Origin of the sequence: Novilysobacter erysipheiresistens (genome assembly GCF_036663935.1) — a bacterium.
Lineage (GTDB): Bacteria > Pseudomonadota > Gammaproteobacteria > Xanthomonadales > Xanthomonadaceae > Novilysobacter > Novilysobacter erysipheiresistens.
This window is the reverse complement of the sequence record NZ_JAXGFP010000005.1, coordinates 143,527-167,771: the sequence shown is the minus strand read 5'-3', so window position 1 is coordinate 167,771 and position 24,245 is coordinate 143,527. Positions and strand designations below refer to the sequence as shown.

Annotated in this window: 25 protein-coding genes; 16 read left to right on the top strand and 9 right to left on the bottom strand. The window is 68.5% G+C overall.

Features of this window, described 5'->3' with window-relative positions; genetic code table 11:
• Positions 1-22 precede the first annotated feature (22 nt).
• Genes SNE34_RS10760 through SNE34_RS10750 form a run of 3 tightly spaced genes read right to left on the bottom strand, consistent with a single transcriptional unit; the run spans position 23 to position 1,949 of the window.
• A complete protein-coding gene (locus SNE34_RS10760; RefSeq protein WP_332617062.1) occupies positions 23-718 on the bottom strand; it encodes a hypothetical protein in 696 nt (231 codons plus the stop codon).
• Complete coding sequence (locus tag SNE34_RS10755; protein WP_332617061.1) at positions 718-1,326, bottom strand: RNA polymerase sigma factor; 609 nt, start codon at positions 1,324-1,326, stop codon at positions 718-720. Before SNE34_RS10755 ends, SNE34_RS10760 begins: the two co-directional genes overlap by 1 nt.
• A 38-nt stretch (positions 1,327-1,364) precedes the next feature.
• Positions 1,365-1,949 carry an arylesterase gene (locus SNE34_RS10750; protein WP_332617059.1) on the bottom strand — a complete coding sequence of 195 codons (585 nt, stop codon included), beginning with the start codon at positions 1,947-1,949 and terminating at the stop codon, positions 1,365-1,367.
• Positions 1,950-2,115: 166 nt separating this feature from the next.
• On the opposite strand from SNE34_RS10750, the gene SNE34_RS10745 reads away from it, so the two are divergent.
• Positions 2,116-2,853, top strand: coding sequence for an ABC transporter ATP-binding protein (locus SNE34_RS10745; RefSeq protein WP_332617056.1), 738 nt, complete (start codon positions 2,116-2,118; stop codon positions 2,851-2,853).
• Positions 2,850-5,417, top strand: a complete 2,568-nt coding sequence (locus SNE34_RS10740; protein WP_332617053.1) for an ABC transporter permease — start codon at positions 2,850-2,852, stop codon at positions 5,415-5,417. Before SNE34_RS10745 ends, SNE34_RS10740 begins: the two co-directional genes overlap by 4 nt.
• A 125-nt stretch (positions 5,418-5,542) precedes the next feature.
• Here the strand turns inward: SNE34_RS10740 and SNE34_RS10735 are convergent, their stop codons facing one another.
• Together SNE34_RS10735 and SNE34_RS10730 are read right to left on the bottom strand one after the other, a co-directional pair.
• Positions 5,543-5,809, bottom strand: a complete 267-nt coding sequence (locus SNE34_RS10735) for a hypothetical protein (protein WP_332617051.1) — start codon at positions 5,807-5,809, stop codon at positions 5,543-5,545.
• Between the two features lie 117 nt (positions 5,810-5,926).
• Positions 5,927-6,679 (bottom strand): DNA-formamidopyrimidine glycosylase family protein, encoded by a 753-nt coding sequence (locus SNE34_RS10730; RefSeq protein ID WP_332617049.1) that lies wholly within the window; start codon positions 6,677-6,679, stop codon positions 5,927-5,929.
• Between the two features lie 96 nt (positions 6,680-6,775).
• Between SNE34_RS10730 and SNE34_RS10725 the strand changes: the two genes are divergently transcribed.
• Together SNE34_RS10725 and SNE34_RS10720 are read left to right on the top strand one after the other, a co-directional pair.
• Positions 6,776-7,909, top strand: a complete 1,134-nt coding sequence (locus SNE34_RS10725; protein WP_332617047.1) for a class I SAM-dependent methyltransferase — start codon at positions 6,776-6,778, stop codon at positions 7,907-7,909.
• Positions 7,906-8,613, top strand: coding sequence for a pseudouridine synthase (locus SNE34_RS10720; protein WP_332617045.1), 708 nt, complete (start codon positions 7,906-7,908; stop codon positions 8,611-8,613). Before SNE34_RS10725 ends, SNE34_RS10720 begins: the two co-directional genes overlap by 4 nt.
• A 475-nt stretch (positions 8,614-9,088) precedes the next feature.
• Here SNE34_RS10720 and SNE34_RS10715 read toward each other — a convergent pair whose 3' ends face one another.
• Complete coding sequence (locus SNE34_RS10715) at positions 9,089-9,625, bottom strand: DUF1415 domain-containing protein (protein ID WP_332617043.1); 537 nt, start codon at positions 9,623-9,625, stop codon at positions 9,089-9,091.
• A gap of 25 nt (positions 9,626-9,650) precedes the next feature.
• Entirely contained in the window at positions 9,651-10,133 is a 483-nt protein-coding gene (locus SNE34_RS10710; protein ID WP_332617041.1) for a YajQ family cyclic di-GMP-binding protein, read from the bottom strand.
• A 200-nt stretch (positions 10,134-10,333) separates the two neighbouring features.
• Between SNE34_RS10710 and SNE34_RS10705 the strand changes: the two genes are divergently transcribed.
• Positions 10,334-11,383 carry an NAD(P)-dependent alcohol dehydrogenase gene (locus SNE34_RS10705; protein ID WP_332617316.1) on the top strand — a complete coding sequence of 350 codons (1,050 nt, stop codon included), beginning with the start codon at positions 10,334-10,336 and terminating at the stop codon, positions 11,381-11,383.
• A gap of 593 nt (positions 11,384-11,976) precedes the next feature.
• A complete protein-coding gene (locus SNE34_RS10700; protein WP_332617314.1) occupies positions 11,977-12,819 on the top strand; it encodes a DMT family transporter in 843 nt (280 codons plus the stop codon).
• 102 nt (positions 12,820-12,921) lie between these two features.
• Here the strand turns inward: SNE34_RS10700 and SNE34_RS10695 are convergent, their stop codons facing one another.
• Together SNE34_RS10695 and SNE34_RS10690 are read right to left on the bottom strand one after the other, a co-directional pair.
• The gene (locus SNE34_RS10695; protein WP_332617039.1) at positions 12,922-13,116 is read right to left on the bottom strand and encodes a hypothetical protein; all 195 of its coding nucleotides are present in this window, start codon (positions 13,114-13,116) and stop codon (positions 12,922-12,924) included.
• A 68-nt stretch (positions 13,117-13,184) separates the two neighbouring features.
• Positions 13,185-14,531, bottom strand: coding sequence for a mechanosensitive ion channel family protein (locus tag SNE34_RS10690; protein ID WP_332617037.1), 1,347 nt, complete (start codon positions 14,529-14,531; stop codon positions 13,185-13,187).
• Between the two features lie 82 nt (positions 14,532-14,613).
• Between SNE34_RS10690 and SNE34_RS10685 the strand changes: the two genes are divergently transcribed.
• The 10 genes from SNE34_RS10685 (at position 14,614) to atpG (ending at position 24,165) form a co-directional block, all read left to right on the top strand.
• Positions 14,614-16,122, top strand: a complete 1,509-nt coding sequence (locus SNE34_RS10685) for a dihydrolipoyllysine-residue acetyltransferase (RefSeq protein ID WP_332617035.1) — start codon at positions 14,614-14,616, stop codon at positions 16,120-16,122.
• A complete protein-coding gene (locus SNE34_RS10680; RefSeq protein ID WP_332617033.1) occupies positions 16,119-16,766 on the top strand; it encodes a hypothetical protein in 648 nt (215 codons plus the stop codon). Before SNE34_RS10685 ends, SNE34_RS10680 begins: the two co-directional genes overlap by 4 nt.
• Positions 16,767-16,828: 62 nt before the next feature.
• Entirely contained in the window at positions 16,829-18,703 is a 1,875-nt protein-coding gene (gene lpdA, locus SNE34_RS10675; RefSeq protein ID WP_332617031.1) for a dihydrolipoyl dehydrogenase, read from the top strand.
• A gap of 276 nt (positions 18,704-18,979) precedes the next feature.
• The gene (locus tag SNE34_RS10670) at positions 18,980-19,348 is read left to right on the top strand and encodes a hypothetical protein (protein WP_425604511.1); all 369 of its coding nucleotides are present in this window, start codon (positions 18,980-18,982) and stop codon (positions 19,346-19,348) included.
• A gap of 10 nt (positions 19,349-19,358) precedes the next feature.
• Complete coding sequence (atpB, locus tag SNE34_RS10665; protein ID WP_332617029.1) at positions 19,359-20,183, top strand: F0F1 ATP synthase subunit A; 825 nt, start codon at positions 19,359-19,361, stop codon at positions 20,181-20,183.
• A 79-nt stretch (positions 20,184-20,262) separates the two neighbouring features.
• On the top strand, positions 20,263-20,532 hold the full coding sequence (gene atpE / locus SNE34_RS10660; RefSeq protein ID WP_332617027.1) for a F0F1 ATP synthase subunit C: 270 nt from the start codon (positions 20,263-20,265) through the stop codon (positions 20,530-20,532).
• A 91-nt stretch (positions 20,533-20,623) separates the two neighbouring features.
• Positions 20,624-21,094, top strand: coding sequence for a F0F1 ATP synthase subunit B (locus tag SNE34_RS10655; protein WP_332617026.1), 471 nt, complete (start codon positions 20,624-20,626; stop codon positions 21,092-21,094).
• A 41-nt stretch (positions 21,095-21,135) separates the two neighbouring features.
• Positions 21,136-21,663, top strand: a complete 528-nt coding sequence (locus SNE34_RS10650) for a F0F1 ATP synthase subunit delta (protein WP_332617025.1) — start codon at positions 21,136-21,138, stop codon at positions 21,661-21,663.
• A 74-nt stretch (positions 21,664-21,737) separates the two neighbouring features.
• The gene (gene atpA / locus SNE34_RS10645; protein WP_332617023.1) at positions 21,738-23,288 is read left to right on the top strand and encodes a F0F1 ATP synthase subunit alpha; all 1,551 of its coding nucleotides are present in this window, start codon (positions 21,738-21,740) and stop codon (positions 23,286-23,288) included.
• A 13-nt stretch (positions 23,289-23,301) separates the two neighbouring features.
• Positions 23,302-24,165 carry a F0F1 ATP synthase subunit gamma gene (gene atpG / locus SNE34_RS10640; RefSeq protein ID WP_332617021.1) on the top strand — a complete coding sequence of 288 codons (864 nt, stop codon included), beginning with the start codon at positions 23,302-23,304 and terminating at the stop codon, positions 24,163-24,165.
• Positions 24,166-24,245: the final 80 nt, after the last annotated feature.

Sequence of the window (24,245 nt, the reverse complement as noted above, 5' to 3'; positions counted from 1 at the left end):
CCGCTCCTACAGGGGCGCCGCCTCACTCGCGCTCGAAGCGTTCAAGCTCCGCCAGCTGCCCACGCGCGCGGCGCAGGTTGCACCCGGCCAGGTCATCGATCATCACGCGCAGCCGCGGGCTGGCCGGCGGATGCTTCGCCCATCGAACCGCCAGCCATACGCTGCCCGCCATGGCCGCCGCGCCAAACGCCAGGGTGGCGACGATCCACGCCGGCGCCGCCGCATACAAATCGATGCCGAACCAGAGCTTGGCGCCGACCATCGTCGCGACCAGCCACAGGCACCACCACGGCAATCCCAGAGCGACCGTGGTGACGGTGGTGAACCGTCGCAGCCGGGCCAGGCGGCGCTGGATGTCGAGCACCGGCGCGGTGTAATAGACCCGCGCCGCCAGCAGCGCCCGGGTCACGCTGGCCCAGATGGCGGCGATGCCGTAGACGTGCAGCACCAGCCCGGCCGCGAGCAGGTGCGGGGTGTTGCGGTGGTCGAACCAGAACGATGCGGCGATCACCACCATCGCGATCCAGATCGCCATCTCCAGCAGTTGCGCCAGGCCGAAGCGGCGCAGCGACGCACGGCTGCGGTCGATCCCGTGATCGCGCCGGGCCTGCAGGGCCAGTGCCTCGACGCCGTCGACGCGCAGGTCGAGTTGGGTCCACGCGGCGTTCAGTTCGCTGTCGAGGCGGTGCCAGGCGGATTTGAGGTCGTCGAGTTCCATCAGCGTGTCCTCGTTGCGGCGGGGGAGGGGGAGGCAGGCGAAGCAAGTTGTTCGCGGATGCGTTGCCGCAAGCGGTGCAGCTTGGTCGCGACATTGCTTTCGCTGATGCCGAGGATCTCGGCGATCTCGCGGTGGCTGCGCTCGTCCAGGTACAGCAGCATCAGCGCCCGGTTGAGCGGATCGAGCCGGTCGATCACCGCATGCAGGGCGCGGACGCCGGCGTCGGCCTCGTGCGGGTCGCGTGGCGTGGGGTCGGGCAGGGCCGCGATCGACTCGTCATCGAGCGGGGCGTAGTGGCGCTGGCGCAGGCTGCTGCTGCGCACCTGCGAGATCGCCACGTTCAGCGCGATCCGGTACAGCCAGGTCGAGAACCGGCTGCGCGACGGATCGAATGCGGGAAACGCGCGCCAGGCCTGGACGCTGATGTCCTGCACCAGGTCGCGCCGGTCCTCCGGGTCGCGGCAGTAACCATGCGCAACTTTCAGCACGATGCCGCGGTGCTGCTCGATCAATGCGGCGAAGCGCACCTGCGGCGAGGCGTCGGCGGTGGAAGTGTCGGCGCTGGAAGTAGAGATGGCGATGACGGGCGGGTCCGTTGCGGTGTCCATGCCGGGTGGTTCGCACGGACGCGCGGAATATCACACCGCTAGTCCAGCAGCGGCTCCAGTTCCGTCCAGACGTGGTCGCGCAGCTTCGGCTGCGCCGCGGCCACCGGGTGCAGGTTGTCGGCCTGGTAGGCGCCGCGGTCAAGCGCGATCGGTGCCAGCAGGAACGGCAGCAGTGCGACGTCGAAGCGCTCGGCGAGGGTCCGGTAGTTCTGTGCGAACGCCTCGGTGTAGGCGGCGCCGAGGTTCGGCGGCATCTGCATGCCGACCAGCAGCACCTCGGCCTCGGCGCCGTGGGCGGCGCCGATCATCCGCGCCAGGTTGGCCGCGCTCTGCGCGGTCGGCAACCCGCGCAGGCCATCGTTGGCACCGAGCGCGATCACCACCACCTCGGGCCGGTGCCGGACCAGCGCATCGACGATCCGCGCGGCGCCGCCGGCGGTGGTCTCGCCGCTGATGCTGGCGTTGACCAAATCCCAGTCCGGCTTGCGCTCGGCGATGCGGGCCGCGGTCAGCGCCACCCAGCCCTCGCGGGCGGCCATGCCGTAGGCGGCCGACAGCGAGTCGCCCATCACCAGCACGGTCGCGTCGGCGTCGGCGGGTTGGCCGGCGCCACCCGCTTGCATGGCGTGGGCCGGCATCGCCGCAACCGTCGCGATCGCCAACACCAGCAAGCCAATGGCACATTGAATGCGCCGCCGCCAGGCCGCATACCTGAATGTCACTGTGCCCACTCCACCCTCCTGTCGTTGACGCCGCGTGCGTGGCAGGACTGCACCACCAGGACCCATCATGGCCGATCGCCCCGCACCGTACCCTGAAGCCCCTCCGTCCGACGCCGCTGGCGCGCCCGCGCTCGAGGTGGTCGGGCTCGGCAAGCGGGTGGCATTGCCGTCGGGCGAGCTGACCATCCTCGATGGGGTCGGTTTCTCGGTGGTGCAGGGCGACACCGTCGCGATCGTCGGCGCCTCCGGTTCCGGCAAGAGCACGCTGCTGTCGCTGCTGGCCGGCCTCGACACCCCCAGCCACGGCCACGTCACCCTTGATGGCGAAGTGCTGTCGACGCTCGACGAGGACGGCCGTGCACGCGTGCGCGGCGCGAAGGTCGGCTTCGTGTTCCAGAACTTCCAGCTGCTGCCTTCCCTCACGGCACTGGAGAACGTGATGCTGCCGCTGGAGCTGCGCGGCGACGCCGAGGTCGACGCGCCGGCGCGCGCGATCCTGCAGAAGGTCGGGCTCGGCGAGCGGCTCGGCCATTACCCGCGGCAACTGTCGGGCGGCGAGCAGCAGCGCGTCGCCCTGGCGCGCGCGTTCGTCACCGAGCCGTCGCTGCTGTTCGCCGACGAGCCGACCGGCAACCTCGACAGCCACACCGGCCAGTCGATCATCGAGCTGATGTTCGCGCTCAACGCCGAAGCCGGCACCACCCTGGTGCTGGTGACCCACGACGACCACTTGGCCGAGCGTTGCCGCCACCGGTTGCGGCTCGACGGCGGCGAACTGGTCGCCGACGAGCGCATCGCCGCATGAGTACCGCTCGCAGCCGGGCCGGCATCGGGCCGGCCAACGTGCTGGCGATGGCGTGGCGGCAGATGCGCCGCGACCTCAAGGCCGGCGACGTGCGGATCCTGCTGGCGGCGCTGATGCTGGCGGTGCTGGCGGTGACCGCGGTCGGCTTCGTCACCGACCGCGCCGAACGCGCGCTGGCGCTGCAGGCCAACCAGTTGCTCGGGGGTGACGCGGTGGTGCGCGGCGACGCGCCGCCCGGTGAAGCGATCGAGCGCGCCGCGGCGGGGCTGCAAAGCACCCGCACCGTCGAGTTCAACAGCATGATCGGGGTCGGCGAGGGCGCCGATGCGCGGGTCCAGCTCGGCGACCTGCGCGCGCTGGGCGAAGGCTTCCCGTTGCGCGGTGCGTTCACCATCGTCGACGCGGCCGGGGTCGAACGCAGCGCCGCCGACGTGCCTGCGCGCGGCACGGCCTGGCTCAGCCGCGCCGGCGCCAGCACCCTGGGTGCGCGGATCGGCGACACCGTGACCGTTGGCGAATCGCGCCTGAAGCTGGCCGCCTTGGTGGTCGCCGAGCCCGACGCCGCGCTCGACTATTTCAACGTCGCGCCGAAGGTGTTCCTCAACCTCGCCGACCTGCCGGCGACCGGACTGGTGCAGGAAGGCAGCCGGGTGCGCTACCGGTTGGTGGTGGCGGGCGAGGCGAGCGCGGTCGAGCGTTTCGTCGCCACCGCCAAGCCGCTGCTCGCGCGCGGCCAGCGGCTGGAGACGGTGGCCGATGCGCGCCCGGAAGTCCGCTCCGCGCTCGATCGCGCGGGCCGCTTCCTCGGCTTGGCCGCGCTGGTGTCGGTGGTGCTGGCGGCGGTCGCGGTGGCGATGGCCGCGCGCCGGCACAGCGAACGACATCTGTCGGGCACCGCGGTGATGCGTTGCCTCGGCGCGAGCCAGGCGACCCTGGCCGGCATCCACATCGGCGAACTGGTGCTGCTCGGCCTGCTGGCGAGCACGGTCGGCGTCGCCATCGCGTTCGTGCTGCAGTGGGGCATCGGAATCTGGCTGGAGCCCGTGCTCGGCATGGCGATCCCGCCGGCCGGCTGGCTGCCGGCGTTGCAGGGCTACGGCGTCGGCCTGGTGGTGTTGCTGGCATTCGGTGCACCGCCGGTGCTGGCGTTGCGGCGGGTGCCGGCGCTGCGGGTGCTGCGCCGCGACCTCGACCCGACCGAGCCCAGCGCATGGCTGGTGGGATTGGCCGGGCTGCTTGGCCTTGGCGCGCTGCTGTGGTGGAAGGCCGGCTCGGCCACGCTCGGCACGGCGATGCTGGTCGGCATCGTCGCCACGTTCGCGGTGCTGGCGGTCCTGGCCTGGGGATTGATCGTGCTGCTGCGACGGCTGCGTTCGCGACTGCGCGGCAGCCTGCGCTACGGCCTGGCCAACGTCAGCCGGCGACCGGCAACCAGCATCGCCCAGGTCGCCTCGCTCGGCCTCGGCCTGATGGCGCTGCTGCTGCTGACCTTCGTGCGCACCGACCTGCTCGACCGCTGGCAACTGCAACTCGCCGCGGAGGCACCGAACCGTTTCATCATCAACGTGCAGGACAACCAGGTCGACGCGGTGCGCGCTTTCATCGCCGCCCAGGGCATCGACGCGCCGACGCTGTACCCGATGGTCCGCGGCCGGCTGGTCGAGCACAACGGCGAGCCGGTGTCGGGCGAGAATTACGTCGAGGCGGAGGCCGATGCACCGGCCGACCCGGAAGCGCGCCGGTCGCGTCGCCGCGCCGATCGCGAGTTCAACCTGTCGATGGCCGGCGAGTTGCGCGACGACAACCGGGTGGTCGCCGGCACGTTCTGGGGCGCTTCGGTGCCGGTCGAACCGGAGCTGTCGGTCGAGCAGGGTTACGCCGAATCGCTGGACTGGGAGATCGGTGACCGCGTGACGTTCGACATCGCCGGGCAGCCGTTCAGCGCGACCATCACCAGCCTGCGCGAGGTCGACTGGGAGAGCTTCCGGCCGAATTTCTTCGTGGTCGCCTCGCCGGGCGCGCTCGACGGTTTCCCGGCCAGCCACATCACCGCGGTCAGCGTGTCGCCCGAGCATCCGCGCTTCACCGCCGACCTGGTCGGGCGTTTTCCCAACCTCAGCGTGATCGACATCGACGCGGTGCTGAAGCAGGTGCGCGCGACCGCCGACCAGGTCTCGACCGTGGTCGAGGTGGTGTTCTGGTTCTCGCTGCTGGCCGGGCTGCTGGTGCTGATGGCCGCGGTCAGCGCCAGCCAGGACGAGCGCCTGCTCGAAGGCGGAGTGATGCGCACGCTCGGCGGCAGCCGCCGCCAGTTGCGCATGGCGCAGGCGTCGGAGTTCGCCGCGATCGGGTTGCTGTCGGGCGTGGTCGCTGCGATCGCCGCTTCGGTCCTGGCCGGCGTGGTCGCGACCCGGGTGTTCGACCTGCCGTGGCAGGCCAACTGGGGCATGGCCGCGGTGGGTGCCGCAATGGGGATGCTGGCCGCGCTGGGGGCCGGGTTGTTCGCCACGCGGCGGGTGCTGGACGCGCCGCCGTCGGTGACGCTGCGCGAACTGCAAGGCTGACAGCGCTTGGGTAGGAGCGACGTAAGTCGCGACCTGTACATCGCCCCGAGCGTTCGGCGGGTCGCGACTTACGTCGCTCCTACAGGGGAACTGCCGCCGGCAACCGGCGGCAACGGCCGATTACGTCAAGGCGCAGTCAACCCCGACCGCACCGCGGTGGCATTGAACCGGCGCGCATAGTCACGTTCGTCCGCGATCCGCTCGACTTCGTCATCGCCCATCTCCGGCGCGGCATAAACCACGTAGGCGATGTCGTCGTCGCGCTGGCCGACCTGATGCAGGCGATAGCGTGGACGCCCGGCGCCGGTGTTCTCCGGATAGTGGGTTGGCGGTTCGCCGTCCATGTCCAGTTCGCTGTTGTCGACGGTGCCACCAACGAATAAGGCGCGCATGGCGATCTCCGGTGAAGGTGTGGCGCAAGGATGACGGCCCGGACGTTGGGGAAGGATGAAACCGATGCCTCCCGCGTCGGCGCAGTTGGGCACCAGCCGGGTAGATGAACGTGCGTGTCAGTCGTAGCGCTTCTGGCAATGCCCGCAGAAAAACGCGCGACGCTGCTTGCGCCCGAGCTTGGCGACGTACTGCAACCGCCGTGCGCAGCGCGGACACTCGGTCCGCGTATGGACCTGGTAATGCTTCTTGAGCACGTAATCCTTCTTCCAGCGATAGAAGTCGAAGCTGTACTCGCGCGCCTGCGTGACCAGTTCGCCAAGCTTGCGCGCCGACAGCGCGCCGACCGGCGTGTGCGGATCGACCCGGATGCGGAACAGCACTTCGTTCTTGATGATGTTGCCGACGCCGGCGAACACGTCCTGGTCGAGCAGCGCATCGGCGACCAGGGTGTCGGGTTGCGCTCGCAACTTCAGGCGCGCCGCCTTCGGGTCCCAGGCATCCGACATCACGTCGGCGCTCCAGTCGTAGGCCGCGTCGATGTCGCCCTCGATGTATTTCAGCGAACTCGAATACAGGTTCAGCTCACCGTTGCCGAAACGCAGGCTCAGGCGTTCGGCGCTGCCCTCGCGGCGCTCGTCGATCCGGTAGCTGCCCCACAGCAGGAAGTGCACGCGCAGTGTGAAGTCGTCGGAATCCGGCGGCTCCAAGCACAGCAGGAAATGCTTGCCCCAGCTGCGCAGCGCCGCGACCCGTTCACCGGCCATGCGCTGGATGTCGAGCCGACTGTTGCCGCCGACCTCGTGGACCCGGCGACCGGTGAACTTGGCCGCCTGTTCGCGCAGGATCACGATGGAAGGTCCCTCCGGCATCCACGCAGCCTGCGTCGCGCGTCGTCACGGACGCGTGCAGGCGTGTCGGGCGCCGCGCGCCGGTAAACTGGGCGACCCGCTGCCCGAACCGCCCGCATGACCCTGGACGACCCCGCGCTGGACACCCTGATGCTGCCGTTCGAGCAGAACCTGCTGCCGTGGCCGCAGGACGGCGACACGCTGTTCCTGCGTGCGCGCGAGGGCGCGGCGCTGCACCGGCGCCCGCGCGCGGGACTGGTCTGCGAGCAGAGCTTCAAGCCCGACGCCGAGGCCCTGCAACGCGCGGGACTGGCGCTGGTCGAGCCGGGTGACGACCACCGTTATCCACTGGTGCTGTTGCTGCCGCCGCGCCAGCGCGAGGAAGCCCGGGCGCTCTATGCGCGCGCGGTCGCCAGCGCCGCGCCCGGTGGCCGGGTGGTGGCCTGCCTGGCCAACAACGAGGGCGCGCGCTCCGGTGAGGACGACCTGCGCAAGCTCGCCGGTCCGGTCGGCAGCCTGACCAAGCACAAGTGCCGGGTGTTCTGGACCGCGCCGCTGCACCGACCCGACAGCGCCGCAAATATCGACGCCGCGCTGCTGGCGCAATGGCAGGCGCTGGACGCGCCGCGGTCGATCGCCGACGGGCGCTTCAGCAGCCGTCCCGGCGTGTTCGCCTGGAACCGGATCGATCCGGCGTCGGCGCTGCTCGCCGCACAATTACCGGCCGACCTGGGCGGTCGCGCGGCCGACCTCGGCGCCGGTTTCGGTTATCTCTCGGTCGAGTTGCTGCAGCGCTGCCCCGGGATCGCCGCGCTCGACCTGTACGAGGCCGAAGGCCGCGCACTGGAGCTGGCGCGTCGCAACCTGGCGCCGTTCGAGTCGCAGGCGGTACTCGGCTTCCACTGGCACGACGTCACCGCCGGGCTGCCGGAGCGCTACGACGTGATCGTCAGCAATCCGCCGTTTCACACCCAAGGCCGCGCCGACCGCCCCGACATCGGCCGCCGATTCATCGCGGTCGCCGCCGAGGCGCTCAAGCCCGGTGGCCGCCTGTGGCTGGTCGCCAACCGCCACCTGCCGTACGAGGAGGTGCTCACCGCCAGTTTCGGCAGCGTGCGCACGGTCGCGCAGCAGGACGGCTTCAAGATCATCGAGGCGGTCAAGGCACGGCCGGCGCAACCCGTGCGCGCGCCGAAGCCGTTCAACAAGGCGGATCTGCGGCGACTCTCCCGCCGGGATCCGCAGCAATGAAGCTGGTCAAGCTCATCGCCAACCTCGGCTACGGCAGCCGCAAGCAGGTCGCGTTGATGTTCCGCGAGGGCCGCATCACCGACGCCGATGGCGAGGTGCTGTACGCCGACGACAAGGTCGAGCACGCGGCGATCCGGATCGACGGCGATCCGCTCGATCCGCCGGCCGGGCTGGTACTGATGCTGCACAAACCGGTCGGCTACACCTGCTCGACCAAGGACAAGGGCCGGATCATCTACGACCTGCTGCCGCCGCGCTTCCGGCTGCGCGCGCCATTGCTGTCGACCGTCGGCCGGCTCGACCGCGATACCAGCGGCCTGTTGCTGCTGACCGACGACGGCCAGCTGCTGCACCGGATCGTCTCGCCGAAATCGAAATTGTCCAAGGTCTACGAGGCGACCTTGGCGCAGGACCTGCGCGGCGACGAGGCGAAGATATTCGCCAGCGGCGAGTTGATGCTGGAATCGGAGAAGACTCCGCTCGCACCGGCCGGGCTGGAGGTGGTCGACCCGCGTCACGCGCGCCTGACCCTGACCGAGGGGCGCTACCACCAGGCGCGGCGGATGTTCGCCGCGGTCGGCAACCACGTCGAGGCGTTGCATCGCAGTCGGGTGGGTGGGCTGACCTTGGGCGAGCTGGCCGAAGGTGAGTGGCGGATTCTCGATGCCGGGGATATCGAACGGTTGTTCGCGTCGGCTGGTTGAGGTTGTTCGCTGCCCGTGGGGTTTCGGGGGCTTGGGGGTAGAAGAGCGGGGTGGTGTCTCGGCTTCGGGTGGGCGTCGACCTGACCGGGTGGTACTCCCTCGCTCGATCGGGCATCCATGCCCGACTCGCTGCCGTGGCCATCCATGGCCACTGTCCGTACCACCCGGGCAGGACGACGCGTCGGCGCATCAGTGGTGTCCACTTCGTTGTCCGACCCGACGTTCTTTGTAGGAGCGACGTAAGTCGCGACCTGTACATCACCTCCAACGTTCGGCGGGTCGCGACTTACGTCGCTCCTACATCGAGGTGCAACAGCTCACGCCACCCGATCGCCGAGGCGGCGTCCCGGGGTGGGTGTTGCGCACAGCGGACATGGATGTCCGCGGCCTGTGAGTCGGGCATGCCCGACCGAACCGGGAAGCAACACCCACCCCGGGGCGACGCTCCCACCCGAAGCCGAGACACCAAAGACTCTCAAGGCTCCAGCAACTTCCGATACCCCTCCACCCCCAACCCCTCCAACGTCTCGATATTGCGATCAACAATCGCATCCGGATCCGGAAACGCCGCCACCGCGCGCTCGACGCTGGCCTCGCGCAGCAAATGCAGCATCGGATACGGCGAACGGTTGGTGCAGTTGCCGACATCGTCGAAATCGCTGCCGGCGAACTGATAGTCGGGATGGAAACTGGCGACCTGGATCTCGCCCTCCAGCCCCAGCGCATCGATCGCCGCATCGGCCTGATCGAGGAAATCGTTGTAGTCGTAGAAGTCGGTCAATACCTGCGGATGGATCAGCAGCGTCGTATCGACCACCGCCGGATCGGTGTCGTTGAGCCACGCCAGCTCGGTCGCCAACTCCTCCAGCAACTGCTCAGTCGTGGTCGCCGCGCTGAGCACGAAACGGATCTGGTCCTTGGCCTGCACCGCCTTGGCAAACGGGCACAGGTTCAGCCCGATCACCGCGCGCTGCAGCCATCGACGGGTCGCGGCGATCGGGTCTTCGTCCATCGCGATCGCGCCGCTTCGGCCGAGCTCAGTCGCGGAAATTGTCGAACTGCAGCGGCTGCTCGAACTCCGCGCCCTTGAGCAACGCGATCGCCGCCTGCAGGTCGTCGCGCTTCTTGCCGTTGACCCGCAGCTTGTCGCCGTTGATCTGGCTGTCGACCTTGATCTTGGCCTCCTTCAGCGTCGACTGGATCTTCTTGGCCAGCTCGCGCTCGATGCCCTGCTTGACCGTGATCTTCTGGCGCGCGCCGGCGAGGTTGGTCTCGATGTCGCCGAACTCCAGGCAGCGCACGTCGATGCCGCGCGCGATCAGGCGGCCGCGCAGGATGTCGGTCATCTGCTGCAGCTGGAAATCGCTCGGCGCCGACTGGCTGATGACCTGCTCCTCCAGCACGAACTTCGCGTCCACGCCCTTGAAGTCGAAGCGGGTGGTCAGCTCGCGGCTGGCCTGGTCGACCGCGTTGGTCAGTTCGTGGGTGTCGACTTCGGAGACGACGTCGAAGGAAGGCATGGCAGGCTCCGCGGGGGGTCAAACCCGAAGGGTAGCAGCGCCGTGCTTTGTAGGAGCGGCTTCAGCCGCGATCTGGAAATCGGCGCGGGCGAAACAATTCCCGATCGCGGCTGAAGCCGCTCCTACAGTGGCGCGTCACATGGCCTGGGTGGGCCAGTCGCTAGACTCTGCGGCTGCTCCGCTGGAAACCCGACATGTCCATGCTCAAGACCCCCGCCTATGCCGCCGCCGACAGCCAGTCGCCGCTGGCCCCGCACACCATCGAGCGCCGCGAGCCCCGCGCCGGCGAGGTGCTGATCGACATCCGCTACTGCGGCGTCTGCCACTCCGACCTGCACCAGGCGCGCGGCGAGTGGGGCGGCAACGGCATCTTCCCGATGGTGCCGGGGCACGAGATCGTCGGCCACGTGGCCCGGGTCGGCGAGGGCGTCAGCCGGTTCAAGGTTGGCGACGCGGTCGGGGTCGGCTGCTTCGTCGACTCCTGCCGGACCTGCCCGCAATGCCGCGCCGGTGAGGAGCAATACTGCGACGAGGGCATGACCGGCACCTACAACTCGCGCGAGCGCGACACCGGGGCGCCGACCCATGGCGGCTACTCGACCCGGATCACCGTCAATCAGGACTACGTGTTGCGGATTCCCGAGGGGTTGCCGCTCGACCGCGCCGCGCCGCTGCTGTGCGCGGGCATCACCACCTACTCGCCGCTGCGGCAGCACGGGGTCAAGGCCGGCGACCAGGTCGCGGTGGTCGGCCTCGGCGGTCTGGGCCACATGGCGGTCAAGCTGGCCGCGGCGATGGGCGCGGAAGTGACCGTGTTGAGCACGTCGGAGTCCAAGCGCGAGGCCGCGCTGGCGCTGGGCGCGGCTCATTTCGGCGCGACCCGCGACCCGGCCACGTTCAAGCAGCTGGCCGGGCGCTTCGACCTCATCATCGACACCGTGTCGGGCCAGCACGACTACAACGCCTACCTGTCGCTGCTGAAGTTCGACGGCAGCATGGTGCTGCTCGGCATCCCGGTGGAGCCGGTGCCGGTCGCCGCCGGGGTGCTGATCATGCGCCGGCGCAAGCTGGGCGGCTCGCTGATCGGCGGCATCCGCGAGACCCAGGAGATGCTGGATTTCTGCGCCGAACACGGGGTCGCGTCCGACATCGAGCTGATCGACATCGCCGACATCAACCAGGCCTACGAGCGGATGTTGCGCGGCGACGTGCGCTACCGCTTCGTGATCGACTGCGCCAGCCTCGGCTGAGCGGGAACGCAATCAGGGCCGCGGCGTCGGCGTGCAGCGTCGCCCCGCTGCCGGCTTGGATCCGCAGTCCGGCTTCGCTGGCGACGTCGTAACCTCCGGCCCCGGACGCGCCGCCTCGGGACCCGCCGCAGCCGGGTCGGTGCCGACCACCGCGTCGTCGGGCCCGAAGGTCGCGACCGGCCGGTTGGGTGTCGGCGCAGCGGGTTCGAACACGCGCTCGCCTGGCCCGGTCTGGCGGCAGGCGCAGAGACCCCCCAGCGTCAGCAGCGCGGCGACCATCGCGGTAGCGCCGCGCCGGACCCGTCGGTTCCGGGCGTCGCGGGAGGAGGCGGGGCGGGGTCTAGGCATGGGCGGTCCCTGCCGCACGTTCGGGTCCGGCTGAATGGGTTAACGCAAACTCCGGGCGCAAGCTGCCACCGATGTGAAGCGACAACAATTGGCCACGGCGGAGGCCGCCGCACGAGGCTATCCTGCCGGCTCCCGTTCGAGTTCCGCCGATGGCCGCCGACCCGCCCGTCCACCCCGAAGGCTCCCACGCCGCCGCCGTCGCCCCGGTGCTCGCGCCGTCGTCGTCGCGCCGCGCCGCCTTCATCATGCTGGTCGCGGTGGCGACGTTCTCGCTGATGGACGCCGGCCTCAAGATCCTTGCCGGTCACTACCCGCCGCTGCAGGTCGCCGCGCTGCGCGGCGCCTCCTCGCTGCCGTTCGTGCTGGCCTGGGTCGCGGCGACCACCGGGCTGGCGCCGCTGCTGCGGGTGCGCTGGCCACTGCACCTGCTGCGCGGGGCGATCGGGATCGGGATGATGGCCGCGTTTGCCTACTCGCTGCAGACGTTGCCACTGACGACGGCCTATTCGATCTTCTTCGTCGCCCCGCTGCTGATCACCGCGTTGTCGGTGCCGCTGCTGGGCGAGAAGGTCGGGCCGCGGCGCTGGACCGCGATCGCGATCGGCCTGGCCGGGGTGCTGGTGTTGCTGCGACCGAGTGGCGATGGCCTGCTGAGTTGGGCAGCGCTGGCGGTGTTGCTGGCGGCGACCGGCTATGCAGTCAGTGCAATCACCGTGCGCGTGCTCGGCCGCACCGACTCGACCGCGGCGATGATGGTGTGGTTGCTGGTGTTGCTGGCGGTCGGCGCCGGCGCGCTGGCGTGGCCGCAATGGGTGCCGATCCGCGCGGCCGACACCTGGGTGATCCTCGGTGTCGGCATCGCCGGCGCGCTCGGCCAATACGCGATCACCGAGGCGTTCCGGATCGGCGAGGCGTCGCAGATCGCGCCGCTGGAGTACACCGCGCTGGTCTGGGGCGTGCTGCTGGATGTCAGCCTGTGGGGCGTGCTGCCGGACGCGGTGACCTGGCTGGGCGCGGGCATCATCATCGCCAGCGGCCTGTACCTGCTGCGCCGCGAACGCCTCCACATAGAGTCGGAACACCTGTAGGAGCGGTTGTAGGAGCGGCTTCAGCCGCGATCGGAAGTTGTTCGCTCGCGCCGGCTCTGGTTCGCGGCTGAAGCCGCTCCTACAGGAGAAGTCGTCGCGCGTTCAGCCGGCCAGGCTGCCCTGCAACGCCGCGGCGATCGCCGCATCGCCGTTGACCACGTCCTTCCAGCGCAATTCCTGGCCCTTGCGGTGGCCTTTCTCGACCAGCTTGAGGCCGTCGGGATCGATCGTCAGGGTGTACGCGCGGTCGTCGATGCTGATCTCGCGACGGATCGGTTTGTCGAGCTTGGTGGTCATGACGGGCTCCCGGCAGAAAGTGAGGTTCACCGTAGCCATCGAACGGCAAGAAGCGATGAACTCGGCCGTCAGGGCGGCGGCGTGGTGCCGGCGTCCGCGGCCGACGGGGCATCGGCACGGATGATGCGTACCTCGCGTTGCGGGAACGGGATCGTCAGGCCGTGGCGCTTGAACGCCCGCCAGATCGCCAGGTTGATCTCGGAGCGGACATTGTTGACGCCGTGCTCGGGGTTGGTGATCCAGACCCGCAGTTCCAGCTCGATGCCGTCGGTGCCGAAACCCATCAACCGCGCCGCCGGCTCGGGATCCTCCAGCACCCGCTGGTGGCCGGCCGCCGATTGCACCAGCAGCGCCATCGCCTGCACCGGGTCGTCCTCGTAACTGATCCGCACCGGCAGTTTCAGGCGGATGCTGTTGCCGCCGTAACTCCAGTTGATCACCGGGTTGATGATCAGGTTCTCGTTCGGCACCAGGGTATCGACGCCGTCGCGGTCGCGGATCACGATGTAGCGGGCGCGCAGTTCGTGGACCCAGCCGTAGCGGCTGCCGGACTGGTCCTCGACGGTGATCACGTCGCCGGGCTTGACCGAGCGTTCGGCCAGCAGGATGAAGCCGGACAGGAAGTTGCTGACGATTCGCTGCAGGCCCAGGCCGATGCCCAGTCCTACCGTGCCGCCGACCACCGCCAGCGCCGACAGGTCGACCCCGGAGATCTGCAACACGACGACCGCGGCCAGTACCAGCAGAACCAGCTTGGCCGCCTTGCTGATGCCGATGCGCAGGCTGGCCGACAGGTGTTCCGATGACATCACCGTGCGTTCGACCAGTCGTGCCAGCCATAGCGCCAGCAGCATCACCACCAGCCCGATCAGGACCGCGTTGAGCACCGCGAGCGCCGAGATGCGGGCGGTCCCGATCTCGATCGACGCCCGGTCGAGCGCGCGCAGCACCAGCGGCAGCCAGTCCAGCAGGTACAGCGCCAGGCCGATCCAGATGATCGCGACGATGACGTTCTCCGAGGCCCGCAACAGCGGTCCCGGCTTGATTGCGCGCTTCAACAGGTAGACCGCCAACCGCACCAGTCCGAACGCGGCCGCCAGGCTCAGCACAAGCCACAGCAGCGCGCGCGGCAACCGCAACGCGCCGAACACGCCCCAGCCGGCCAGCAGGGTCGCGCACAGGGTCAGCGGGAAGGCCAGGTGGCCGCTGCTGCCGGCCAGCGCCGCCCGCCAGCGCGAGCGCCCGTCCGGTGCCGGATTGCGCCGCATCCGCTCGCCAAAATGCCGGTGCGCGAGCCATGCCACCAACAGGCAGACCGCCACCACGCCGGCCTGCCATCCCAGTGCCGGCCGGACCAGGCTGTCGAGCCAGGCGGGCAGGGTGCTGTTCAACCAGTTGCCAGAGGTTGTGTCCATGGGTCCCGATACGCAGCGGTAGAGTTGGCGCCTTGACGCCCCAGCGGCCACAATAAGGCTTTCGCGCATGGCGGAGCCGAGCATGGCTGAGTTGAAGGAAGCACGCGTCCCCGATATCGGTGATTACGACGGCGTGCCGGTGATCGAGGTGCTGGTGGCGGTCGGCGACACCGTCAAGGCCGACCAGGGCCTGATCACGCTGGAATCCGACAAGGCGACGATGGAAGTGCCGGCGCCGTTCGATGGCGTCGTGCGCGAAATCAAGGTCAAGGTCGGCGACGAGATTGCCGAGGGCGCGGTGGTCGCGATGATCGAGCCGGCCGGCGAAACGGGCGGTGACGCGGCGGAAGCCAAGCCGGACGACTCGAAGCCGAAGGAGTCGAAGACCGCGGAGTCGAAGCCCGACGAATCAAAACAGGCGGACTCAAGCAAGCCCGATTCAAAGCAGGCAGAACCGGCCGAGCCGGCCGAACGGGTGAAGTCCTCGGAAACCGGCGCCAAGGTCGAACCGACCCAGGTCGGCGCCCCCAACGAGCTGGCCGAGCGCGAGATCGAAGCCGCCGGTGGCGGCGACAACGGCGACGGCGGACGCACCGACGCGGTGCCGCACTCGCCGCCGGTGGTGTTCGATGCCGACGAACTGCTGCCCGGCAAGGTGCCGTATGCCAGCCCCGCGGTGCGCCTGTTCGCCCGCGAGCTCGGGGTCGACCTGATGAAGGTCGAGGGCAGCCAGCGTGGCGGCCGGATCGGCAAGGAAGACGTGCAGAAGTTCGTCAAGACGGCGATGCAGGGCGGTGCGGCCGCGGCGACCGCCGGCGGCGGCCAGGCGCTCGGAGGGCTCGCGTTGCTGCCGTGGCCGAAGGTCGACTTCAGCAAGTTCGGCCCGACCGAGACCCGCGCGCTGTCGCGGATCCAGAAACTGTCCGGCGCCAACCTCGCCCGCAACTGGGCGATGATCCCGCACGTCACCCAGTTCGACGATGCCGACATCACCGAGCTGGAAGCGCTGCGGGTCGCGCTCAACAAGGAAAACGAAAAGGCCATCGCCAAGGGTGGCGCGACCAAGCTGACCATGCTGGCGTTCCTGATGAAGGCCAGCGTCAGCGCGCTGAAGAAATTCCCCGACTTCAACGCCTCGCTCATGGGCGATGGCGAAACGCTGGTGCTCAAGCAGTACTTCCATATCGGCTTCGCCGCCGACACCCCCAACGGCCTCGTGGTGCCGGTGGTGCGTGACTGCGACAAGAAGGGCGTGATGGAAATCGCCGCCGAGACCGGCGAGCTCGCCGCCAAGGCGCGCGAGGGCAAGCTCGGGCCGGCGCAGATGAGCGGCGGCTGCTTCACCATCAGCTCGCTCGGCGGCATCGGCGGCACTGCGTTCACCCCGATCGTCAACGCCCCGGAAGTGGCGATCCTCGGGGTCTCGCGCTCCGACACCAAGCCGGTCTGGGACGGCAAGCAGTTCGCCCCGCGACTGGTCCTGCCGCTGTCGCTGAGCTACGACCACCGGGTCATCGACGGCGCCGCCGCGGCGCGTTTCACCAGCTATCTCGGCCAGATCCTCGCCGATATGCGCCGGGTGCTGCTGTGACGGGCGCCGGGCGCGCGCTGCTGCTCGCCCTGGCGTTGTCGGCCGCGCCCCTGGTGCACGCCGACGAGTGTGTGCTGCAGTTGGGCCACGGCTGGCCACCGGCGACCGAAAACCACGGCAACGCGGTCGAGACCTTGCTGGTGGGCGCGAACCAGCCGGCACTGCAACTGACCTGGCTGCCACTGCGCGGCGCCGAAAGCGCGCTGATGCTGGTCGCGGCGGCTGACGGCGGCGCCTGGACGCTGCGCCATGCGCGACCGCCGGAACGCGTCGACCATCTCGAAACCAGCGCCAACGGCATCCGTCGCGTGCTACTGACCGACCAGCAACCGGAGGTCCTCGAAGTGGCGATCCCGGCCGCGTTGGCCGCGCGCCTGGTCGAATCATGGAAGCGCACGCTGCAGGCCGGCGTGGCCGCCGATCGCGGCGCGCAGTTCCACGACGACGAAGTGTTGAGTTTTGTCGTCGACGGCGCCCGGTTCAGCGGCCTGGCGCCCGATTGCGGCGCCGGCGAACTGATGCTCGAACAGGCCGAGGCGCTGGTCGATGCCGCCGACGAGGGCGATCCCGACGATTTCCAGGAACGCTGGGACGACCTGTGGAAATCGCTCGACGAACTCGACGAGGAATTGGCCGCCAATTGAGCGGCCCCGCGCCCGGGTCGGTGACCCGTCGAGCGCGCCACCGATTCATACAAGGGACAGACATGGCCAACACCATCGAGATCAAGGTTCCCGACATCGGCGATTTCGACGCCGTGCCGGTCATCGAATTGCTGGTCGCGGTCGGCGACACCGTCACGCTCGACCAGGGCCTGGTGACGCTGGAGTCGGACAAGGCGACGATGGAAGTGCCGTCGAGCGCGGCCGGCGTGATCAAGGAGCTGCGGGTCAATGTCGGCGACGAAGTGGCCCAGGGCGCGGTGATCGCGGTGCTGGAAGCCGAAGGCGCGAGCGACGACGCGTCCGCGTCGAAGGCCGCCGAAGCTCCGCCGACCAAGGCGGCGACAACGGCCGGGGCCTCCGCGCCGACTGCTACCGGCGATGCCAAGCCGTCGGCGCCGAAAGCGCCCGCCGACACTGGCAAGAACAACGACACGCCTGCGCCAAATGCGGCACCGACCCCTCGGGCCAACGCGCCCAAGCCCGCGCCGGCGTCGGGTCGCAAGGCCGATGTCGAATGCGCGATGCTGGTCCTCGGCGCCGGCCCCGGCGGCTACACCGCCGCGTTTCGGGCCGCCGACCTCGGCCTCGACACCGTGCTGGTCGAGCGCTACGAGCGTCTTGGCGGGGTCTGCCTCAATGTCGGCTGCATCCCGTCAAAGGCGCTGTTGCATGCCGCCGCGGTGGTCGAGGAAGCGGCGCACGCCAACGACTACGGCATCGATTTCGGCAGGCCGAAGATCGACCTCGACAAGCTCCGCGACTACAAGGACAAGGTCGTCGGCCAACTGACCAAGGGTTTGGCCGGCATGGCCAAGCAGCGCAAGGTGCGCGTGGTCACCGGCAGCGGCAAGTTCGTTTCCGCCAACGAGCTGGAAGTCGACAACGCCGGCAAGACCCAGCTGATCCGCTTCGAGCAATGCATCATCGCCGCCGGTTCGCAGGCGGTGAAGCTGCCGTTTTTCCCGTGGGACGACGAGCGCGTCATGGATTCGACCGACGCACTCGAGCTGGCCGAAGTGCCGAAGAAACTGCTCGTGGTCGGCGGCGGCATCATCGGCCTGGAGATGGCGACGGTGTTCCGTGCGCTCGGCAGCGAGGTCACCGTGGTCGAGTTCATGGACCAGTTGATGCCGGGCGCCGACAAGGACCTGGTCAAGCCGCTCGCCGATCGCCTGAAGAAGCAGGGCGTCGCCGTGCACCTGAAGACCAAGGTGGTCGAGGCCAAGGCACAGAAGGGCGGCATTGCCTGCAAGTTCGAAGGTGCCAGCGAGCCTGAGGCGAAAGTCTACGACCGGGTGCTGGTCGCGGTCGGCCGCGCGCCGAACGGCGGCAGGATCGATGCGGCCAAGGCCGGCGTCGAAGTCACCGAGCGCGGTTTCATCCCGGTCGACCGGCAGATGCGCACGACCGCCGCGCACATCTTCGCGATCGGCGACCTGGTCGGCAATCCGATGCTCGCCCACAAGGCCACCCACGAAGGCAAGCTCGCGGCCGAAGTCGCCGCCGGCGAAAAGAAGGAATGGGTCGCGCGGGTGATCCCGTCGGTCGCCTACACCGATCCGGAAATCGCCTGGGTCGGCGTCACCGAGAACGAGGCGAAAGAAAAGGGCCTCAAGGTCGGCGTCGGCAAGTTCCCGTGGGCCGCCTCCGGTCGCGCGATCGGTATCGGTCGTACCGAAGGGTTCACCAAGCTGCTGTTCGACGAAGCCACCCATCAAATCATTGGCGGCGGCATCGTCGGCGTGCACGCCGGCGACCTGATCTCGGAAGTCGCGCTGGCGATCGAGATGGGTTGCGAGGTTGCCGACATCGGTCACACCATCCATCCGCATCCGACCCTGAGCGAATCGGTGGCGATGGCGGCGGAAGTGTTCGACGGCACCATCACCGACCTCTACATCCCGAAGAAGAAGTAGCGACGAAACAGAAGAAGCCCCGGCGGATCAGGCCGGGGCTTCGTGCCCGCCGCTGCTTTTTTGCCTTGACGAGGAGAGAGAGACGGCGGGCGTGCCGAATCGATAGACCGGCACCCCGGGCAAAGGTTCCTCGCGGCGCTGTCGCGCGTTCAGCCGGAACGGACGCGAGCCGGCATGCGGTGGCGTTTGGCGGTTGCCGGCGGCGCGCATCGACTCTATAATTCCGCGGCTCCATCGGGCGCTTGTCGCCCAGCCCTCCGGACCGACGAACCCCGCGTGCACGATCCCATGTCCGCAGGCCGCCGGCTGGCGTTGCGCGCGACTGTCTTCCAGGCGGGTGCGACGGCGCTGGTCGCACTGGCCCTCCTTCCCCACGGCATGCCTTCGGCGCTTGGGGCTCTGGTGGGAGGCGGTGCGCTGGTCGCGGGGAGCGCCGTGGCAGCCTTGCTGGCGCTCGGCGGCGGAGTCCAGCTCGCGGGCGCGGCAATCGCGCGCCTGCTGGCCGGAGTGGTGTTGAAGTGGGTGGTGGTGCTTGCAGTGTTCGTGTCCGGCATGGCCGGGTTCGGGTTGCCGCCACTGCCGATGCTGGCCGGCTTGCTGGCTGCGACGCTGGCCTTCGTGCTGGCCCAGATTCTGAAACGATAAGGTGTCTTTCGTGAGTGAACAGACCGGTTCGGGCGGCCTGAACGAATACATCCAGCACCATCTGACGCATAACACCGTCGAGGTGTTCGGCATGCCGTTCAACCTTGATTCGTGGTTGGTCGGCCTGGCGTTGGGACTGGTGTTCATCCTGTGGTTCGGCCTGGCCGCGCGCCGGGCGACGCCGGGCGTGCCGAGCAAGGGCCAGGCCTTCGTCGAGATCATCGTCGAGTTCGTCGACGGCCAGGTCAAGGACACCTTCCACGGTGACCGCCGTTCGGTGACGCCGCTGGCGCTGACGATCTTCGTCTGGATCGTGTTCATGAACACGATGGACCTGGTGCCGCTCGACCTGGTCGGTTGGGGCGTGCACACCATCGCCGGCGAGGAAGCCGCGAGCCACACCTATGCGCGCATGGTTCCGACCGCCGACCTCAACACCACCTTCGGCATTTCCGCCTCGGTGTTCCTGATCCTGATCGGCCATGCCTGGTCGGCCAAGGGCGGCATGGGGTTCGGCAAGGAACTGTTGACCTCGCCGTTCCACGCGCACGGCTTCATGTCCGTCGTGCTGGCGCCGGTCAACCTGCTGATGAACGTCATCGAGTGGCTGGTCAAGCCGATTTCGCTGGCGATGCGACTGTTCGGCAACATGTACGGCGGCGAGCTGGTGTTCATGCTGATCGCCGGCCTGTTCGCCAGCTGGATCACCTTCGTGCCGGGCATCATCGCCAACACGGCCTGGGCGATCTTCCACATCCTGATCATCCTGCTGCAGGCCTTCATCTTCATGATCCTCACGGTCGTCTACATCGCCGGCGCCCGCGAGAGTCATTGATTCCTGCAGCAAACGTTTTCCAGTTCCAACCTTCGTTCCATCCACTTCAAGCAACAGCCTTTACACCAGGAGAAGCACCATGGAGTTCATCGCCAACGTTCAGGGTCTGACCGCCATCGCGATCGGCATCATCATCGGCCTCGGCGCGCTCGGCGCCTGCCTCGGCATCGCGATCATGGGTGCCAAGTTCCTCGAGTCGGCCGCCCGCCAGCCGGAACTGGTGCCGATGCTGCAGGGCCGCATGTTCCTGCTCGCCGGCCTGATCGACGCCGCGTTCATCATCGGCCTGGCTGTCGCCCTGTTCTTCGGCTTCGCCAACCCGCTGATCAGCGTCCTGCAGCAGGGCTGATGATCCGCACGGCGGCCGGTGCCCAGGCACTGGCCGCGACCCCGGGCCGGCATCCAGGCCGGTCCACTGCCAGTAACGTCGAGGACCCGTCATGAATCCCAACATGACTTTCTTCGGTCAGATGATCTCCTTCGCGATCCTTGTCTGGTTCACGATGAAGTTCATCTGGCCGCCGCTGAACGCGGCTATCGAAGAGCGCCAAAAGAAGATCGCCGAGGGCCTGGCGGCTGCCGAACGCAGCCAGAAGGACCTCGCCCAGGCGCAGCAGAGCGCCGACGCCGCGCTGCGCGAGGCGCGGGTCAAGGCCAACGAGATCATCGAGCAGGCGCACCAGCGCGCCAATCAGATCGTCGACCAGGCCAAGACCGACGCCGTGGTGGAAGCCACCCGCCAGAAGGCGATGGCCGATGCCGAGATCGTCGCCGCGCAGAACCGTGCCCGCGAGGACCTGCGCAAGCAGGTGTCGGTGCTGGCCGTCAGCGGCGCCGAGAAGCTGCTCAAGCGCGAGATCGACGCCAACGCCCACAAGGCGCTGCTCGACGAACTCGCCGCGCAGCTCTGACCGCGCACTGACCCTATGCCCCAAGCGATGAGCCCGAAGCAATGAGCCAGTCCCTGACCCTCGCCCGCCCGTATGCGCGCGCCGCGTTCGCGGCTTCGAGCAACGACGGCCGCGCCGCGTCGTGGTCGCAGGCGCTCGCGTTCGCCGCGCAGGTCGCGGCCGATCCGCGGGTGCAGGCGCTGCTGTCGCACCCGCAGCTGTCGAAAGACGACGCGGTCGCCCTGCTCGCCACCGACGGCGCCGACGAGGAGTTGCTGCGCTTCATCGGCCTGCTCGCCGAGAACCACCGGCTGGTGCTGTTGCCGGAGATCGCCGGGCTGTTCGAGCAACTGCGCGCCGAAGCCGATCGGATCGTGAAGGCGCGGGTGACCGCTGCCAGCGAACTGCCGGCGGCCGAGCTCGAGTCGATCCGCGAGGGCCTCAAGCGCCGCTTCGGCCGCGAGGTCGAGATCGAGACGGCGATCGATCCGTCGCTGATCGGCGGCGCGGTGATCGATGCCGGCGACGTGGTGATCGATGGCTCGCTCAAGGGCAAGCTCGAGCGGCTGCAGGGCGCACTGGCCCACTGACAAGGCAACACGTGGGCGGACCGATGTCCGCCGAACGCGAAGGCGGGTCCGACCCGCCCAACCAGGAAAAGAAGATGGCAACCACCCAGCTCAACCCGTCCGAAATCAGCGAACTGATCAAGACCCGCATCGAGAAGGTCAAGTTGTCCGCGGAGTCGCGCAACGAAGGCTCGGTCACCTCGGTGTCCGACGGCATCGTGCGCCTCCACGGCCTCGCCGACGTCATGCAGGGCGAGATGATCGAGCTGCCGAACAACACCTTCGCGCTGGCGCTCAACTTGGAGCGCGACTCGGTCGGCGCCGTGGTCCTGGGCGAGTACGAACACCTGGTCGAGGGCGACGTCGCCAAGACCACCGGCCGCATCCTCGAAGTGCCGGTCGGCCCGGAACTGCTCGGCCGCGTGGTCAACGCGCTGGGCGAGCCGATCGACGGCAAGGGCCCGATCGACGCCAAGCTGTCGGCGCCGGTCGAGCGCGTCGCCCCTGGCGTGATCTGGCGCAAGTCGGTCGACCAGCCGGTGCAGACCGGCTACAAGTCGGTCGACGCGATGATCCCGATCGGCCGCGGCCAGCGCGAGCTGGTCATCGGCGACCGCCAGACCGGCAAGACCGCGATGGCGATCGACGCGGTGATCAACCAGAAGGGCACCGGCATCAAGTGCGTGTACGTGGCGATCGGCCAGAAGGCCTCGACCGTCGCCAACATCGTGCGCAAGCTGGAGCAGAACGGCGCGATGGACCACACCATCGTGGTCGCCGCCACCGCCTCCGAGTCGGCCGCGATGCAGTACATCAGCGCGTACTCGGGCTGCACCATGGGCGAGTACTTCATGGACCGCGGCCAGGACGCACTGATCGTGTACGACGACCTGTCCAAGCAGGCCGTCGCCTACCGCCAGATCTCGCTGCTGCTGAAGCGCCCGCCGGGCCGTGAAGCCTACCCGGGCGACGTGTTCTACCTGCACAGCCGCCTGCTCGAGCGCGCCGCACGCGTGTCCGAGGAGTATGTCGAGGCGTTCACCAAGGGCGAGGTCAAGGGCCAGACCGGTTCGCTGACCGCGTTGCCGATCATCGAGACCCAGGCCGGCGACGTCTCCGCGTTCGTGCCGACCAACGTCATCTCGATCACCGACGGCCAGATCTTCCTCGAGACCGACCTGTTCAACGCCGGCATCCGCCCGGCCGTGAACGCCGGCATCTCGGTGTCGCGCGTCGGTGGCTCGGCCCAGACCAAGATCATCAAGAAGCTGTCGGGCGGCATCCGCATCGCGCTCGCCCAGTACCGTGAGCTGGCCGCGTTCGCGCAGTTCGCCTCGGACCTGGACGAAGCCACCCGCAAGCAGCTCGAGCGCGGCCAGCGCGTCACCGAGCTGATGAAGCAGAAGCAGTACGCGCCGATGTCGATCGCGATGCAGGCGCTGTCGATCTACGCCGTCAACGAGGGCTACCTCGACGACGTCGCGGTCAACAAGATCATGGCCTTCGAGGAAGGTCTGCACGCCCACTTCGCCAACACCCAGGGCGAACTGGTCGAGAAGATCAACAGCACCGGCAACTGGAACGACGAGATCGAGGCCCAGTTCAAGAAGGGCATCGAAGACTTCAAGCAGACCGGCACCTGGTAAGGCGGGCACGACGATGGCTGGCGGACGCGAAATCAAAACCAAGATCAAGAGCGTGCAGAACACCCGCAAGGTGACGCGCGCGCTCGAGATGGTCTCGGCCTCGAAGATCCGCAAGGCGCAGGATCGGATGAAGACCTCGCGTCCGTACGCGCGGGTGATGAAGCAGGTGATCGGCCATTTGGCGCAGGCCAATTCCGACTACCGGCATCCGTACATGATCGAGCGCAAGGATCCCAAGCGGGTCGGCTACCTGATCGTGTCGTCCGACCGCGGCCTGGCCGGCGGCCTCAACAACAACCTGTTCCGCAAGCTGCTCGGCGAGATCCGGCGGTGGAACGACCAGGGCGTCGAGGTCGACGTGGTCACCATCGGCCAGAAGGCCTCGGTGTTCTTCCGCCGGGTCAAGGTCAACATGCTGGCCTCGGTCAGCCATCTGGGCGACGCGCCGCACCTGGAGCAACTGGTCGGCGTGATCAAGGTCATGCTCGACGGCTACAGCGACGGCAGCATCGACCGGGTGTTCCTGGCCTACAACGGCTTCGTCAACACGATGACCCAGAAGGCCAGCTTCGACCAGCTACTGCCGCTGCCGGAGCCGGAAACGCAGATCGCCCGGCACGACTGGGACTACATCTACGAGCCCGACGCCGAGGGCGTGCTGGAGCACGTGATGACCCGTTACGTCGAGTCGCTGGTGTACCAGGCGGTGCTGGAGAACGTCGCGTCCGAGCATGCCGCGCGCATGGTCGCGATGAAGGCGGCTTCCGACAATGCCAACAAGCTGATCGACACCCTGCAGCTGGTCTACAACAAGGCCCGGCAGGCGGCGATCACCCAGGAAATCTCGGAAATCGTCGGCGGCGCCGCGGCGGTCTGACCGTTGCCGTAGTCAAACCCATTCACTGCGGACGCACCGTGCGACCCGCAAGCAGCAATTAAGAGCTACGAGGAAACATC